The sequence below is a fragment of the Streptomyces sp. NPDC093260 genome, from assembly GCF_040683715.1.
Lineage (GTDB): Bacteria > Actinomycetota > Actinomycetes > Streptomycetales > Streptomycetaceae > Streptomyces > Streptomyces sennicomposti.
The window spans coordinates 114,081-128,685 of the sequence record NZ_JBFBEK010000005.1 but is presented as its reverse complement, the minus strand read 5'-3'; the positions used below and the strand labels follow the sequence as shown (position 1 = coordinate 128,685).

Genomic DNA, 14,605 nt, shown 5'->3' with positions numbered 1-14,605 from the left:
CGAAGGGGCCTCGGGACAAGAAAAGACCCGGTACCCAGCCGACACCCGGCCCACCGGCCGGACCGACAGACGAGGAAGACGACCCGTGCAACTCGAAGCGCACGTCCCGTCCGTACCGCCTTCCGACACGATCCCCAAGCCCGGTCTCACGGAGGACCCGACCTTGATCCCCCTCACCGCGCTCACCGCGCTCGACGACGCCATCGAGAACCTCGGCGTGCCCGTCCCCTGCCGCTCCTACGACCCGGAGGTCTTCTTCGCCGAGTCGCCGGCGGACGTGGAGTACGCCAAGTCCCTCTGCCGCACCTGCCCGCTGATCGAGGCCTGCCTCGCCGGCGCCAAGGAGCGGCGCGAGCCCTGGGGCGTCTGGGGTGGGGAGCTGTTCGTGCAGGGCGTCGTCGTCGCCCGCAAGCGGCCGCGTGGCCGCCCGCGCAAGAACCCGGTCACAGCATGAACATCACCGGAACGATCGACCGCCCCCTCACGCGAGACCCCCAGAAGCAGGCCCCGATGAAGCCGTCCACCAGCGAGCCCGCCGGCTCCGCGACCGAAGACGTCACCACCACCGGCGCGAACGACTCGCGTCAGAACAGGACCCGAGAGATGCAACTCATCCCCGAAGCCATGGCACGTGCGCATATGCACGAACGACTGCGGGAGACGGACGCGGAACGCCTTGCCATGCGCATGGTCGCCGCCCGCCGGATGCAGCGCCGCGCGGAGCGCGCCTCGCTCCGCGCCCGCCGCGCGCTCGCCATGGCGGTCATGCACTGATCCACCCGCTCACCGTGCCTGCTGTCCGGTGAGCGCCTCCCGCAGGAGGCGAACCCGTCGCGGGGGCCGGTCCGGCCGAACGGACCGGCCCCCGCGGTGCGTTGCGCCGTCGTGACGGTACGGCGGCGGTATCGTCGCGGCGTGACGAGTCTTTCCGAAGACCACTCCGACCAAGAGGCGCCCGCCCCAGCGGCCCGCAGCCACGAGAAGCCCGCCCGCCACGGACCCGGCCCCGGAGACCGCGGCCACGAGGCCACCAGTCGTGAAGACGCCGGCCAGGAAGTCCCCGGCCACGACGGTCCCGCCCCGCCGCCTCCGGCCGTCGCGTGCGCCCGGTGCGGCGCCCCGGCCGACGGCCCGCAGCCGACCTGGACCTGCTCCGTGGAGAACGGCGTCCGCAGCTATTTCTGCGACGCCTGCTCCCGCGAGCACCTCCGCTCGATCGAGGGCCGCCTCGACTCGGCCTGGTGGTGACACTGCCTGCCGCCCGGCGGTAAGCGATCCCGCCCGGCTCGGCCCTCTCACGCCTCCGCGGCGGTCTCCGCGTCCTCCAGGTCCGCCTCCGGCTCGGCGACGAAGCCCGGCAGCCACTCCTGGAGCTCCTCCCTGAGCCGCACGGTGGCCCCGAGCTGGCACAGCACGCCGATGGTGCTCAGCGTCACCCGGTGGATCAGCAGATACGCCGGCGGCAGGTTGAGCCGCTTGCCCAGCTGGTAGGCGGGGGAGCGCGGGTCGGCGATCCGGGCCGCCTGGCTGCGCATCCAGCTCCGGGTGAAGGTGAACTCCTCCGCCTGCGCCGGCTCGATGATCGGCAGCAGGTAGTCGAGGACCGCCTCCGGGTCCAGTTCGATCGACTCCTTGACGAAGCCCTCCGCGCACAGCATGTCGTAGACCGCGTCGGCCTCGCCGTCCAGCGTCATCCGCAGGGACTCGCCGATCGGCGCCGGCAGTCCGCCCGGGAGCCGGTCGACGGTGCCGAAGTCCAGCACGCCCAGCCGCCAGTCCTCCGCGCCGTCCGGACCGCCGGGCAGCAGCCGGAAGTTGCCCGGATGCGGGTCGGCGTGCAGCAGACCGGTGCGGGCGGGCCCGGAGAAGAGGAACCGGGCCAGGAGCTGACCGGCCCGGTCGCGCTGCTCCTGGGTGCCGTCCGCGATCACCTCCGACAGCGGCACGCCGTCGATCCACTCGGTGACCAGGACCTGCTCGCGCTGGTGCACCACCGCCGGGACGACGACGTCCGGATCGTCCTCGAACTCCACGGCGTGCGCCTGCTGCGCCTCGGCCTCCAGGCCGTAGTCCAGTTCCTCGGAGACCCGGTCCCGCAACTCGGTGATCAGCGGCTTGATGTCCATGCCGGGGATCAGCGGGCCGAGCAGACGGGCGAACCGGCTCAGCTGGCCCAGGTCCGACAGCAGGGCCTCGCCGGCGCCGGGGTACTGCACCTTGACCGCCACCTCGCGGCCGTCGTGCCACACCGCCCGGTGCACCTGGCCGATGGAGGCGGCCGCGGACGGCTTGTCCTCGAACTCCACGAACAGCTCGCGCCAGTCCTCGCCGAGCCGCTCCGCCAGCACGGCGTGCACGGTGCGCGTCGGCATCGGCGGCGCGGCCTCCTGGAGCTTGGTCAGGGCCGCCCGGTAGGGGCCCGCGACCTCCTCGGGCAGCGCCGACTCGAACACGGACAGGGCCTGCCCGAACTTCATGGCCCCGCCCTTCAGCTCGCCGAGGACCTTGAAGAGCTGGTCGGCGGTGCGCTGCTGCAGCTCGCGGCCGACGATCTCCGCCGACTCGCCGACGATCCTCTTGCCGAGTCCCCAGGTCGCTCTCCCGGCGAAGCCGAGCGGGAGCGCGGCGAGCTTGGCGGTCCGGGTGACCGCCTTGCGGGGAAGATCAGACATGCGCCCTCCAAGTCCCAGCCGGCCGCGCCGCCTCTGCCTGACGGCATGGCGTCGGTGACGGCCGTTGCCCCGCCATTGTCGCGCGTGGCTCGCCCTCTTCTGAGGTGTCTTCCGCCACGGTCTCGCGCGCCGCGCCGCACGGGCAGTCCGGATGCGGCCAGATCGGCCGCCCGTGCCAGTTCAGCCCGGGTGCGCTCACCTCCCAGCGCACGCCCGCGCCGGAGGGCGACTGCCCGTCCAGGAAGGCCAGCGCGTGCGCCGCGGCCAGCCCGGCGACCGTCGTGGCCAGCGCCAGGTCGCAGGGGCGCACGGGGCGGGCTCTGCCCGAGCGCCACTGGGCGACCAGCCGTGGCCAGGTCGCGTCCCGGTCCGTGCGGCCGAGGTGCAGGCACTCGGCGCAGCCCGTCTGGCCGGGCAGTACGAGCGGGCCGACCACGCCGGTGGCCTCGACCACGCCGGCGTACAGATGGGGTGTTCCGGACGCGATCAGACAGGCCGCGGCGGACGGATCAGGAGCGTGCACGCCGAGGTCGTCACGCGGGGCGAGGACCACCAGGCAGTGGCCGGGCTCGGCCGGCTCGAACGGGGTGCGGGGGCCGCGGCGCGCCCTGCGCTCCGGGGCCGCGCGGCGTACGGCACGGCGCGCCGCCTCGGCCCGGCGTTCGCCGACGGCCTCGGCGGGCAGCCCGCCCGGGGCGACGTCCCACGGTTCGACGCAGCCGCCGTCGAGCACGTCGACCTCGCCGATCCCCGCCCCGGACAGCAGGGCGGCCAGCACCGCCCCCACCCGGCCGGCGCCGCGCACCTGCACGCGCAGATCGCGCCGGGCGGCCAGCCGGTCGATCGCCTCGCCCGGTCCGCGGGCCAGCAGGGAGAGCGCGGCGAGGTCGGGCCGCAGGCGGTCCATGACCTCCTCGTCCTGCCGCAGCGCCCCGGCTGCCGTCCCGCCGCCGCGGGCGTCGTCGAGCAGGCCCGCGTCGGCCAGCCGTCGTACCAGGCGGTCCACATGACCGTCCGGCAGATCCATGCGGCGCCCCTCCTCCCGCAGCAGCGGCAGGCCCCGGGTGCCGTTGAGCAGCTCCAGGAAGCTGCCCGTGGCCGTGTCGACCGGGCCGAGCGTCTGTGCGTGCGCCGGGGTCATCCCGAACTGCACGGTGTCGAGGTCCCGCCAGCCGCGCCGCAGCGCGGGCTTCACCATCGGATGCATTTGAGCCCCCGTAGCCCGAAAGGAGAAGGACAAGAGACAGGTCAGGAACATCACGTGTGCCGGGGAAGCGGTCGTTGTTCCGCCGGCGGGAGCCAGCATGCCCGGTCCGGGACAGCGGTGCGGAAAGTTGTCCACAGGCAGGGGGTGTTCGTCGTACGAATCAGACGGTCGGTGGGGGATCGGTGCGGAACCGTCCTCGACCCGGGACTTCCCCCGCGTTCACCCGGTACGGTCGGGGCGTGTCCGCCGACCCGTTGCACCGCGCCAAAGCACCCCAGCGCAGCAGGACGAGCCCGCCGCCGAGCGGCTCGGCGGCGAGCGCGATCGAGGTGCGCAGGAGCGACCGCCGCCGCAGGACGGTCTCCGCCTACCGCGAGGGTGATCGCACGATCGTGCTGATCCCGGCCCGGATGTCCGAGGCGGAGGAACGGCGCTGGGTGAACGTCATGCTCGAGAAGCTGGCCGCCCAGGAGAGCCGCCGCTCCCCCGGCGACGGGGAGCTGGCCGAGCGCGCCGAGCGGCTGTCGGCCCAGTACTTCGAAGGCCGCGCCCGGCCCGCCTCGGTGCGCTGGGTCACCAACCAGAACACGCGCTGGGGCTCGTGCACCCCGGCGGAGGGCAGCATCCGGCTCTCGCACCGTCTCAAGGGCATGCCCGAGTACGTCGTCGACTACGTCCTGCTGCACGAGCTGGCCCATCTGCTCGTCCCCGGCCACGGCCCCCGCTTCTGGCGGCTGCTGGAGGCGTACCCGCGCACCGAGAGGGCCCGCGGCTATCTGGAGGGGGTGGCGGCCGCGAGCCGCCTGCCGCAGCCGGCGGAGGCGGGCGAGGACTGACCGGCCGCCCGGCCCCCCGCGCGCCCCGAAGCCGTCCGTCCGTTCCCGGAAGCATCGGCTCCCCAAGGCGATGCGAGGCGGACGCGGGGGAGGTCCCGCCCGCGCACGCCGCCGGGCCGTGCCGCGCGGGCCGCAGCCGGGCGGGGATTGTGTACCGGGTCTGTACCGACCCGGCCCGGTGTCGGACTTTGCCGTTAGCCTGGCGCAACGCACTCGCACACTCGGGATGGGGGACGGTCCTCAGGCATGCCCAGGGAATTCCAACGCGGCCACAAGGCCAGGATCAGCGACCTGACCGCGGGCACGGATCTGTACGTCGGCGTGCAGATCTCCGCCCCGGGACTGACCTTCGACATCAGCTGCTTCGGTCTCGACGCCGACGAGCGGCTCTCGGACGACCGGTACTTCGTCTTCTTCAACCAGCCGAAGTCGCCCGAGGAGGCCGTCCAGCTCCTCGGCGCGCAGGCCGGTGACACGGAGTCCTTCAGAGTCACGCTCGACCGCATCCCGCCGCAGATCCACAAGCTGTCCTTCACGGCGACGATCGACGGCGCCGGGCAGATGTCCCAGGTCGGCCCCGGCTACCTGCGCATCGTGGCGGGCGGCGAGGAGGTGGCCCGCTACGCGTTCGACGGCTCGGAGTTCTCCACCGAACGCGCCGTGATGCTCGGTGACATCTACCTCAAGGACGTGTGGCGGTTCGCCGCGGTCGGACAGGGGTTCGACGGCGGCCTGGAGGCGCTGCTGAAGAACTTCGGCGGCGAGGTGCTGGAAGAGGAGGAGCCCGCCCCGGCGCAGGTCCCGCAGCAGCCGCAGCAGCCGCAGACCGGCGCCCCGGGCTTCGCCCCGCCCGCGTTCGGCGTGCCGTCCGGGCCCGCGGCCCCCACCGCGCCCGTGCCGCCACAGGCGCCCACCCCGCCGCCCGCCCCCGCGCCGCAGCCCGCCGCGCAGGGCTTCGCGCCGCCCCCGGGCGCCACCCCGCCGCCGCCCGCGCCGCAGCCGCCGTCCGTGCACGCCGCTCCGACCATCGTCGCGCCCCTGACCCCGCCCTCCGGCGGCACCGTCCCGCCGCCCCCGCCGGCCCCCGCGCCCTTTGGGCACCCCGGCCAGCAGCCGCCGCCGTACGGCCACCAGCCGCCCGGCCCCGCCGCGCCCCCGCCGACGGGCTACGGCCGGCCGACGCCCCCGCCGGGCTACGGCCAGCCCGCCCCGGCGCCCGGCTACGGACAGCCGTCTCACGGCCAGGTCCCCGGCCAGGGCGCGCCCTACGGCGCCCCGCAGGCCGCCGCCCCGCAGGGCACGGGCGTGGCCGCCGCGCTGGACAAGTTCAGGGAGACGCCGACCGGCCAGCGCTGGACCCCGCAGAACGGCAAGCTGATCCGCGCCGACCTCGGCGTCGGGGGCCGGCCCGTGCTGGCCCGCCAGGGCAGCATGGTGCTCTACCAGGGCAAGGTCGACTTCAGCTACAAGGGCGCGGGCTTCGCCGGCCGCATCGTCGGCAACGCCACCGGCCAGGAGATGCAGCTGATGCGCTGCACCGGCCAGGGCCAGGTGTTCTTCGCCGAGGAGTCCACCCATCTGCACCCGGTCGAACTCCAGGGCGACGCGATCTGCGTCTCCGCGGAGAACGTCCTCGCCTTCGACGAGAGCCTGCAGTACGAGGTCCGTCGCATCGAGGGGCACGGCATCCCCGGCGGCGCCCTGTTCACCATGCAGTTCCAGGGCACCGGAACGATCGTCGTCAAGACCCACGGCACGCCCGTCGTGCTGCCGGTGACCCCGACGACGTTCGTCGACTCCAACGCCGTCGTCGCCTGGTCCGCCGCCGCCCAGGTGATCGTCTCCAGCCAGGTGCGCATGCGCCGCAACGCCTACCCCGGACACACCGGAGAGGGCGTCAACCTGCAGTTCCGGGCCGCGCCCGGCAACTTCGTCGTGGTCCAGCCGTACGAGGTCTGAGGGAGCCCGTCATGAACCAGCCGCTCGCGGGCTACGCCCCCGCACCCGTCACAGCCCGCATGGAGAACCACGGCAGCCACATGCTGAAGGTCGCCATGCAGACCGGCAACGACCTCTTCGCGCGCGTGGGGTCGATGGTCGCCTACGAAGGATTCGTCCAGTACGAGCCCAACCCGCCGGCCGTACGTCAGATCGCCCGCGACTGGATCACCGGCGAGGGCGCCCCGCTGATGAAGTGCACCGGCGACGGCCTGCTCTACCTCGCCGACTACGGCGCCGACGTCGTCGTGATCAACCTCGGCGGCGACGCCATCTCGGTCAACGCCACCAACCTGCTGGCCTTCGACGCGCACCTCCAGTGGGGCGTCGAGCGGGTCAGGGGACTGGCCAAGTTCGCCGGTCAGGGCCTGTGGAACACGAAGATCTCCGGGCAGGGCTGGGTCGCCCTCACCTCCCGGGGCAAGCCGATCGTCGTCGACTGCGGCGGCGGCGAGAACGAGACCTACGTCGACCCGGACGCCCTCGTCGCCTGGTCGCCGAACCTGAAGGTCAAGGGCAAGCGCAGCTTCAAGGCGCAGTCCCTGATCGGCAGGGGCAGCGGCGAGGCCTACCAGATGGCCTTCTCCGGCACCGGCATCGTCGTCGTGCAGCCCAGCGAGGACAGCACCGACCGCCTGCGGGTCCGGGGCTGAGGGGGAGACAGAACATGCAGAGCCCGCTTTTCGCCCACAACGACGTCCAGACCCAGGAGCGCTGGAGTCTGCAGAACAAGCAGATGCTGCGCGTCGTCCTGGAGGGGCACGACGACATCCTGGCCCGCAAGGGCACCATGGTCGCCTACCAGGGCCTCGTCGAGTTCGACGCCGAGTACCAGAACACCGGCCAGGCCTACGCCCGCGCCCGCACCGGGGAGGGCCTCGACCTGATGCGCTGCCACGGGCAGGGCACGGTCTACCTGGCCAACCTCGCCCAGTACGTCCATGTGATGGACGTCGAGCAGGACGGTCTGACGGTGGACAGCAGCTATGTGCTGGCGATGGACTCCTCGCTGCACCACGAGGTCATCGCGGTCGACAGCACGTACGGCATCTCCGGCTCCGGGAAGTACCAGCTCAACATCACCGGCCGCGGCAAGGTCGCCCTGATGACCTCCGGCGCGCCGCTGCTGATGCAGGTGACGCCCGACAAGTACGTCAACTGCGACGCCGACGCCATCGTCGCCTGGTCCACCGGACTGCGGGTGCAGATGCAGGCGCAGACGCACTCCTCGGGAGTGTGGCGGCGGCGCGGCAACACCGGTGAGGGCTGGGAGCTGAGCTTCATGGGCAGCGGCTACGCCCTCGTCCAGCCCAGCGAGCTGCTGCCGCCGCAGAACGCGGCGATCGGGCAGGGGCTCGCCGCGCAGTTCGGCATGGGACAGCAGGGGGCGCGGGGCCAGAACCAGGGCAACGCCTGGAGCTGAGCCCGGCCCGCCGCCCGACGGAAGGGACCAGCAGACGCAAGGGGTGACCGCCCAGGCGGTCACCCCTTGCACGCGTCTGAGCGTCAGAACCTCGCGCGGGTCGCCGTCAGCAGACGGACGACCGAGTCGTCGGCGACCTCCGCGACCGCGTCGTAGGCGAACCAGCGCAGGTCCAGGGACTCGTCGCTGATGGCCTCCACCGCGCCGGGCGGGGCGACCGCCGCGTACTGGACGTCGAGGTGCCATGCGCAGGGCGTCAGATGGCGGTCCAGCCGGACCGGGCCGCCGGGCAGCAGGACCAGCCCCTCGATGCCCGACTCCTCGGTCGCCTCGCGCAGGGCGGCGGCGGCCAGCGTCGGATCGCCCGGCTCGCAGTGGCCGCCCATCTGGAGCCACATCCGCATCTTCCGGTGCAGGGTCAGCAGCACCCGGCCGCGCTCGGGGTCGACCACCAGGGCGCTCGCCGTGATGTGGCCGGCCCCGCAGGCCTTCCACAGGCCGTCCGCGTGGGCCGCCAGATGGCCGAGGTAGGCGTCGCGCAGCTCCGGCTGGTCCTCGTAGCCCTTGAGGACGAGGACCGCGTCGTCGTGGAGGCTCACTCGGCGCCGTCGCCCTTCCCGTCGCCGCCCTCGCCGCCGTCGCCCTTGCCGTCCTCGGCCGTGTCCTTCTTGTGCAGGTCGGGCTTGGCGCCGGAGCCGCCGCTCGCCGCCTCGCCGAGCATCTTGTCCAGCTCGGAGAAGTCCAGCTGCTCGCGGTGGACGAAGCCGTCCGGGTCGTCCAGGTCGGCGGCGGTCGGCAGCATGTCCGGGTGGGCCCACAGACCGTCGCGGCCGTCCACGCCGCGCGCGTCGGTGAGCGACGCCCACAGCCGGGAGGCGTCCCGCAGCCGGCGCGGGCGCAGCTCCAGGCCGATCAGCGTGGCGAACGTCTGCTCGGCCGGACCGCCCGAGGCCCGGCGGCGGCGCAGTGTCTCGCGCAGCGCGTCGGCGGACGACAGACGCGGCTTGGCGGCGGCGTGCACCACCGCGTCCACCCAGCCCTCCACGAGCGCCAGAGCGGTCTCCAGGCGCGCCAGGGCGGCCTTCTGCTCCGGGGTGTCCTCCGGCTGGAACATGCCCTGCTGGAGGGCGTCCTGCAACTGCTCGGGGTTCTGCGGGTCGAACTGGCCGACCACGTCCTCAAGCTTCGCCGTGTCGACCTTGATCCCGCGCGCGTACCCGTCGACCGCGCCGAACAGGTGCGAGCGCAGCCACGGCACGTGCGTGAACAGGCGCTGGTGGGCCGCCTCGCGCAGGGCGAGGTACAGCCGCACCTCGTCCCGCGGGACGCCCAGGTCCTTGCCGAACTTCTCGACGTTCACCGGCAGCAGCGCGGCCCGGCCGGGCTGGCCCAGCGGCAGGCCGATGTCGGTCGAGCCGACCACCTCGCCGGCCAGCACACCGACGGCCTGGCCGATCTGCGTGCCGAACATGGCGCCGCCCATGGAGCGCATCATGCCGATCAGCGGGCCGGCCATGGCCTGCATCTCCTCGGGCAGCACATCGCCCATGGCGGTGCCCACCCGCTCGGCGACCGGGTCGACCAGCTCCTGCCAGGCCGGCAGCGTCGCCTCGACCCACTCCGCGCGGGACCAGGCCACCGCGGAGGCCGCGCCGGACGGCAGGGACGTCACGTCGTCCAGCCACAGGTCGGCCAGGCGGACGGCCTCCTGGACGGCGGCGCGCTCGGCGGGGCCCACGCTCGCGTCCTTGGTGCCGTCCGGCGTGCCCTGCGCGACCGTCTGGCGGGCGATCTGCTTGGCCATGTCCCAGTTCACCGGGCCGCCCTCGTAGGAGAGCATCTGGCCGAGCTGCTGGAACGCGGCGCCCAGGTCGGTGGGGTTCAGCGAGCCGAACATGGCTGCGAGCGGATTGTCGGCGCCGGGCCCGCCAAGGCCTCCGGCCCCGGGCAGCCCGAAACCGAACGGGTTGGCCGGTCCCTGCTCACCACCGCTCTGCTGGTCCTTCTTCTTGCCCTCGTCGCCGTCGTCCGGCTCCTCCGGCGGAAGGCCGAATCCGAATGGGGTGTCACTCACGGGGTTCCTCGGCTGGTAAGGCCACCGGCTTCTCCGGCGGCGCGGCTGCCCGACATCACCACCCAGCGTAGACACCGCGGGCGGATAGGGCCTCGGTGCTTCGCCGACACGGCGCCTGCGGCAGGATGGATGCCACCTGGTACGTACGCGTCATTCGCGCCCGTATGGAAGACAACCGCTGGAGACGCCCGGTGAGTTCCCCAGATCCACAGGTTCGCGCAGCGCGAAACCACGAGAGCACCCCCGCCGTGCGCGGGCCCGTCGTCGCGGTCACCGGAGCCGCGAGCGGCGTCGGCGCCCTGCTCACCGAGCGGCTGGCCGCCTCCGAGGAGATCCGGCAGGTCATCGCCATCGACGAGCGGCGCGGCGAGTGCGACGCGGCACGCTGGCACATCCTCGACGTGCGCGACCCGGCCATCGCCGACAAGCTGCGCGGCGCCGACGTCGTGGTGCACCTGGCGCTCGACCTCGACCTGGAGACCGACGCCGCCGCCCGTACGGCGTACAACGTGCGCGGCACGCAGACCGTGCTGACCGCGGCCGCGGCGGCCGGGGTGCACCGGGTCGTGCTGTGCACCTCCGCGATGGTGTACGGCGCGCTGCCGGACAACGAGCTGCCGCTGGCCGAGGACGCTGAGCTGCGGGCGACGGCGGAGGCGACCGGGGTGGGGGACCTGCTGGAGATCGAGCGGCTGGCGCGCCGCGCTCCGCGCGCGCATCCCGGGCTGAACGTCACCGTGGTGCGGCCCGCCGTGCTGGTCGGCGGCACCGACACCGCGCTGACCCGGTACTTCGAGTCGCCGCGGCTGCTGGTGGTGGCCGGGTCGCGGCCCGCGTGGCAGTTCTGCCACGTGGAGGACCTGTGCGGGGCGCTGGAGTACGCGGTGCTGGAGAAGGTCGACGGGGAGCTGGCCGTGGGGTGCGACGGGTGGCTGGAGCAGGAGGAGGTCGAGGAGCTGAGCGGGATCCGGCGGATGGAGCTGCCGTCGGCGGTCGCGCTCGGTGCGGCGGCCCGGCTGCACCGGATCGGGCTCACGCCGTCGCCGGCGGGGGACCTCGCGTACACGATGTACCCCTGGGTGGTCAGCGGGAGCCGGCTGCATGACGCGGGGTGGCGGCCCAAGTGGACGAACGAGGCGGTGCTGGCCGAGCTGCTGGAGGAGGTGTCGGGGCGGCACACCGTGGTCGGGCGGCGGCTGGGGCGCAAGGACGCCACGGCGGCGGGGGCCGCGGGGGCGACGGTCGCCTTGCTGGGCGCGGCGGCCGTGGTGCGGCGGGCGCGGAAGGCCCGGCGGCGGATCTGAGGGGCGTGGGTGCGGGGGCGTTTCCCGCCCGCCGCCCTCACCCGTCCCGTCCTTGGGGGCCGCGCCCCCAGGCTCCCGCATCGGCCTGGACGGCCTCGTCCCCAGGCGCCGGACGGGCTGGGTGGGGCGGCCGGCGGGCAGGGGCGGCGGCTCCGAGCCCCCGGGGCCGGCCTCGTCCCCGAACGCCGGACCGGCTCGGTACCTGTAGGACCTCACAAACGTGCACGCGTGCGTGCCGGGTGATGACGCTATTCCGGGGGATCGGCGCGGTGCGGCACGATGGGGGTATGGCTCCGAGCAACGATCACCCCGGCGAGTACGCCGCCGACGATCCCATCAAGCTGGTCGCCGTCCGGGACACCGCGCTCTCGCTGGACGAGGTGTTCAAGGCCGTCGGGGACGACGCCGCCGGCGGGACCGCGCTCTTCGTGGGGACCGTGCGCGACCACGACGGCGGCGCCGACGTGGACGCCCTGGCGTACTCCTCCCACCCCAGCGCCGAGGCCGAGATGCGGCGGATCGCCGAGAAGGTCGCCGCCGAGTACCCGGTACGTGCGCTGGCCGCCGTGCACCGCGTGGGAGACCTGCGGGTCGGCGATCTCGCCGTCGTCGTCGCCGTGTCCTGCCCGCACCGCGGGGAGGCCTTCGAGGCGTGCCGGAAGCTGATCGACGACCTCAAGCACGAGGTGCCGATCTGGAAGCACCAGCGGTTCTCCGACGGCACCGAGGAGTGGGTCGGCGCCTGCTAGGCCTCTCGTTCGGTTCATGCCGGGCTCGCGGGGTCCGGCACGTTGGGGCCTTCACCTCCGTGACGCCGACCCGTGGGCGGCCGGTCCGCTACCCGTGCGGGCCACCGGCCGCGCGGTCCGGCTTGCGTAACCGCACCCCGGGCATGAGCGTTGTCAGAGCGGATGGTTAATCTGCTGATCAGTCAGTTGCGATCGGTCGATCGGCGTTGGGAGGTCGGCATGGCGGCGCTCGCCTGGTTGCTGATCCCACTGGTGGCGGCGATAGCCGCGGGCCTGTGGGGGAGCTGGGCCAACCGCACCCGCAGGATACGCAGCGACGGGCCGGAGCTGGACGGGTACGCCCGGTTCCGCGAGGCCATGGAGAGGTCCACGTCCGGCACCTGAGGCCGCTGCGCGGACGGCGGCCCTGACGGTGCGCGGACAGGTCCGTCACGTACTGTCGAGACATGCCACGCCGCACCGCGACGATGCTCGCCTCCACCCTGATGCTGATCGCGCTCCTGTGCGCGGGGGTCTTCCTCCCCGTGCCGTACTCGGAGATGTCCCCGGGACCGACGGTCAACACGCTCGGCGAGCACGGCGGCGAGCCGGTGCTTCAGATCTCCGGTCACCGGACGTACCCGACGGACGGGCACCTCAACATGACGACCGTCCGCGTCACCAGCGCCGACTACCGGATGAACCTGCCCGAGGCCGTCTACGGCTGGCTGGCGCACGACGACAAGATCGTCCCGCACGACACGCTCTACCCCGACGGCAAGACGGAGGAGCAGTCCACCCAGGAGAACGCCGAGGAGTTCAGCCAGTCCCAGGAGAGCGCCAAGGTGGCGGCGCTGAAGGAACTCGGCATCCCGGTGAAGTCGTGGGTGATCGTCTCCACCGTCGTCAAGGACAGCCCGGCCCAGGGCAGTCTGCACGCCGGTGACGTCATCAAGGCCGTGGACGGCACCGCCGTCAAGCAGCCCGCGGACGTCGCCAAGCTGGTCACCGCGCACAAGCCGGGGCAGAAGGTCGTCTTCACGATCGTCCCCGCCAAGGACCAGGCCGCCGCCGCGAAGCAGAACAAGGACGCGACCGTCACCAGGGCCGTCACGCTCACCACGGTCGAGTCCCACGACACCGGGGCCAAGCGGGCCGTCGTCGGCATCTCCGCCGGGACCGACCACACGTTCCCGTTCACGATCGACATCAAGCTCGCCGACGTCGGCGGGCCCAGCGCGGGTCTGATGTTCGCGCTCGGCATCTACGACAAGCTCACCCCGGGCAGCCTGACCGGCGGGAAGTTCGTGGCCGGCACCGGGACGATCGACGACGACGGCAAGGTCGGCCCGATCGGCGGCATCGAGATGAAGACGGTCGGCGCGCGCGACAAGGGCGCCCAGTACTTCCTCACGCCCGCCGACAACTGCGCCGCCGCGGCCTCGGACACTCCTTCCGGGCTCACCCTGGTCAAGGTGAAGACCATCGGCGACGCCCTCGGCGCCCTCAAGGACATCAGCGCGGGCAAGACCGCCGACCTGCCGAAGTGCACCAAGGACTGAGCCCCCGGCGCGCAGCGCCGCCGCACGCCCCGAGGGGCGTACGCCCCGTGGTGCCCGCGGGGACACGCATCCCCGCGGGCACCGGGCAGTGGATCTCAGTCCTCGAACGTCGCCGCCAGCGCGTCCGCCAGCCCCGGCACCAGGGAGGAGCCGGTGAGGACCTCCGTGGAGGAGTCCTTCTCGCGCAGTCTGAGCGCCGACTCGCGGGCGCCGTCGCGCAGGACCGCGACCGTCATGCGGACCTCCTGGCGCTCGGGGTGGGCGGCCACCCACTCGGCGAGCTTCGCCTCGTTCAGGCCCTGCGGGACCTGCGCCTCGGCGGACGGCGGCAGCATCAGGCGCTCCACGGTCAGGGCACAGCCGGCCACGGCGTCGGGCCAGGCGATGGTGGCGAGGAACTCGTCGAGCGGCCGGCCCGACGGGATCTCGTCCTGCTCGATGGGAGTGAGACCGGAGGTCTCCTGCTCGTCCTCCAGACCGAGCTGGGCCGCGAGGGCGGGTTCCTGGGTCCGCAGCCGCGCGGTGTCGACGAGGGCGAAGAGGCGAGCGGGCTGGTCCCAGCCGAGGCCGGAGGCGTACTCGTCGATCTCGAGCACGGCCCGGGTGAGCGGGTTCGCTGCCATGGGGGTGTTGGACATGGTCACAATCCTGCCTCGTTACCGGCCGAAATCGGGAACCGAGTAAGCGGTGAGTAAGTTGCATAGGTGTGGGCCCGGGAACCCAGGGCGCACCGTGGGGTCCGCGAACACGGGGGCCTGACGCGACCACAGTGACCAACAGCGAACTTTCGAGGTGCGCACC

General features: G+C 73.2%; 16 protein-coding genes. 11 read left to right on the top strand and 5 right to left on the bottom strand.

Annotated elements, in window-relative coordinates; genetic code table 11:
- Positions 1 to 85 precede the first annotated feature (85 nt).
- From AB0N63_RS08565 to AB0N63_RS08555, 3 genes are all read left to right on the top strand, one after another.
- The gene (locus AB0N63_RS08565; RefSeq protein ID WP_009190516.1) at positions 86 to 454 is read left to right on the top strand and encodes a WhiB family transcriptional regulator; all 369 of its coding nucleotides are present in this window, start codon (positions 86 to 88) and stop codon (positions 452 to 454) included.
- Complete coding sequence (locus AB0N63_RS08560) at positions 451 to 774, top strand: hypothetical protein (RefSeq protein ID WP_365525947.1); 324 nt, start codon at positions 451 to 453, stop codon at positions 772 to 774. Before AB0N63_RS08565 ends, AB0N63_RS08560 begins: the two co-directional genes overlap by 4 nt.
- Positions 775 to 915: 141 nt before the next feature.
- Positions 916 to 1,248 carry a hypothetical protein gene (locus AB0N63_RS08555; RefSeq protein WP_365526458.1) on the top strand — a complete coding sequence of 111 codons (333 nt, stop codon included), beginning with the start codon at positions 916 to 918 and terminating at the stop codon, positions 1,246 to 1,248.
- A 47-nt stretch (positions 1,249 to 1,295) separates the two neighbouring features.
- Here AB0N63_RS08555 and AB0N63_RS08550 read toward each other — a convergent pair whose 3' ends face one another.
- Together AB0N63_RS08550 and AB0N63_RS08545 are read right to left on the bottom strand one after the other, a co-directional pair.
- Entirely contained in the window at positions 1,296 to 2,672 is a 1,377-nt protein-coding gene (locus AB0N63_RS08550) for an AarF/ABC1/UbiB kinase family protein (protein ID WP_365525945.1), read from the bottom strand.
- Positions 2,665 to 3,879 (bottom strand): TOMM precursor leader peptide-binding protein, encoded by a 1,215-nt coding sequence (locus AB0N63_RS08545; protein WP_365525943.1) that lies wholly within the window; start codon positions 3,877 to 3,879, stop codon positions 2,665 to 2,667. Before AB0N63_RS08545 ends, AB0N63_RS08550 begins: the two co-directional genes overlap by 8 nt.
- 239 nt (positions 3,880 to 4,118) lie before the next feature.
- On the opposite strand from AB0N63_RS08545, the gene AB0N63_RS08540 reads away from it, so the two are divergent.
- From AB0N63_RS08540 to AB0N63_RS08525, 4 genes are all read left to right on the top strand, one after another.
- Positions 4,119 to 4,715 carry a M48 family metallopeptidase gene (locus AB0N63_RS08540; RefSeq protein ID WP_365525940.1) on the top strand — a complete coding sequence of 199 codons (597 nt, stop codon included), beginning with the start codon at positions 4,119 to 4,121 and terminating at the stop codon, positions 4,713 to 4,715.
- A gap of 246 nt (positions 4,716 to 4,961) precedes the next feature.
- Complete coding sequence (locus tag AB0N63_RS08535) at positions 4,962 to 6,674, top strand: TerD family protein (RefSeq protein WP_365525937.1); 1,713 nt, start codon at positions 4,962 to 4,964, stop codon at positions 6,672 to 6,674.
- 11 nt (positions 6,675 to 6,685) lie between these two features.
- A complete protein-coding gene (locus tag AB0N63_RS08530; RefSeq protein ID WP_365525934.1) occupies positions 6,686 to 7,366 on the top strand; it encodes an AIM24 family protein in 681 nt (226 codons plus the stop codon).
- A 14-nt stretch (positions 7,367 to 7,380) separates the two neighbouring features.
- Positions 7,381 to 8,136 carry an AIM24 family protein gene (locus tag AB0N63_RS08525; RefSeq protein WP_365525931.1) on the top strand — a complete coding sequence of 252 codons (756 nt, stop codon included), beginning with the start codon at positions 7,381 to 7,383 and terminating at the stop codon, positions 8,134 to 8,136.
- Positions 8,137 to 8,219: 83 nt separating this feature from the next.
- On the opposite strand, the gene AB0N63_RS08520 is transcribed toward AB0N63_RS08525, so the two are convergent.
- Both AB0N63_RS08520 and AB0N63_RS08515 read right to left on the bottom strand, forming a co-directional pair.
- The gene (locus AB0N63_RS08520; protein WP_365525928.1) at positions 8,220 to 8,735 is read right to left on the bottom strand and encodes an NUDIX hydrolase; all 516 of its coding nucleotides are present in this window, start codon (positions 8,733 to 8,735) and stop codon (positions 8,220 to 8,222) included.
- A complete protein-coding gene (locus AB0N63_RS08515; protein WP_365525925.1) occupies positions 8,732 to 10,210 on the bottom strand; it encodes a zinc-dependent metalloprotease in 1,479 nt (492 codons plus the stop codon). Before AB0N63_RS08515 ends, AB0N63_RS08520 begins: the two co-directional genes overlap by 4 nt.
- Before the next feature lie 191 nt (positions 10,211 to 10,401).
- On the opposite strand from AB0N63_RS08515, the gene AB0N63_RS08510 reads away from it, so the two are divergent.
- From AB0N63_RS08510 to AB0N63_RS08495, 4 genes are all read left to right on the top strand, one after another.
- Complete coding sequence (locus AB0N63_RS08510) at positions 10,402 to 11,514, top strand: SDR family oxidoreductase (protein WP_365525923.1); 1,113 nt, start codon at positions 10,402 to 10,404, stop codon at positions 11,512 to 11,514.
- A 287-nt stretch (positions 11,515 to 11,801) separates the two neighbouring features.
- On the top strand, positions 11,802 to 12,263 hold the full coding sequence (locus tag AB0N63_RS08505; protein ID WP_365525920.1) for a molybdenum cofactor biosynthesis protein MoaE: 462 nt from the start codon (positions 11,802 to 11,804) through the stop codon (positions 12,261 to 12,263).
- Between the two features lie 219 nt (positions 12,264 to 12,482).
- Entirely contained in the window at positions 12,483 to 12,647 is a 165-nt protein-coding gene (locus tag AB0N63_RS08500; protein WP_203622303.1) for a hypothetical protein, read from the top strand.
- Between the two features lie 62 nt (positions 12,648 to 12,709).
- Positions 12,710 to 13,804 (top strand): PDZ domain-containing protein, encoded by a 1,095-nt coding sequence (locus AB0N63_RS08495; RefSeq protein WP_365525917.1) that lies wholly within the window; start codon positions 12,710 to 12,712, stop codon positions 13,802 to 13,804.
- A gap of 95 nt (positions 13,805 to 13,899) precedes the next feature.
- On the opposite strand, the gene AB0N63_RS08490 is transcribed toward AB0N63_RS08495, so the two are convergent.
- Positions 13,900 to 14,442 carry a PPA1309 family protein gene (locus tag AB0N63_RS08490; RefSeq protein WP_365525914.1) on the bottom strand — a complete coding sequence of 181 codons (543 nt, stop codon included), beginning with the start codon at positions 14,440 to 14,442 and terminating at the stop codon, positions 13,900 to 13,902.
- Positions 14,443 to 14,605 lie beyond the last annotated feature (163 nt).

Bases quoted from the DNA above. Each gene is read 5' to 3' on its own strand.
- AB0N63_RS08525 (WP_365525931.1), top strand. From the start codon at position 7,381: ATGCAGAGCCCGCTTTTCGCCCACAACGACGTCCAGACCCAGGAGCGC.
- AB0N63_RS08530 (WP_365525934.1), top strand. From the start codon at position 6,686: ATGAACCAGCCGCTCGCGGGCTACGCCCCCGCACCCGTCACAGCCCGC.
- AB0N63_RS08490 (WP_365525914.1), bottom strand. From the start codon at position 14,442: ATGTCCAACACCCCCATGGCAGCGAACCCGCTCACCCGGGCCGTGCTC.
- AB0N63_RS08550 (WP_365525945.1), bottom strand. From the start codon at position 2,672: ATGTCTGATCTTCCCCGCAAGGCGGTCACCCGGACCGCCAAGCTCGCC.
- AB0N63_RS08500 (WP_203622303.1), top strand. From the start codon at position 12,483: ATGGCGGCGCTCGCCTGGTTGCTGATCCCACTGGTGGCGGCGATAGCC.
- AB0N63_RS08560 (WP_365525947.1), top strand. From the start codon at position 451: ATGAACATCACCGGAACGATCGACCGCCCCCTCACGCGAGACCCCCAG.
- AB0N63_RS08505 (WP_365525920.1), top strand. From the start codon at position 11,802: ATGGCTCCGAGCAACGATCACCCCGGCGAGTACGCCGCCGACGATCCC.
- AB0N63_RS08535 (WP_365525937.1), top strand. From the start codon at position 4,962: ATGCCCAGGGAATTCCAACGCGGCCACAAGGCCAGGATCAGCGACCTG.
- AB0N63_RS08495 (WP_365525917.1), top strand. From the start codon at position 12,710: ATGCCACGCCGCACCGCGACGATGCTCGCCTCCACCCTGATGCTGATC.
- AB0N63_RS08545 (WP_365525943.1), bottom strand. From the start codon at position 3,879: ATGCATCCGATGGTGAAGCCCGCGCTGCGGCGCGGCTGGCGGGACCTC.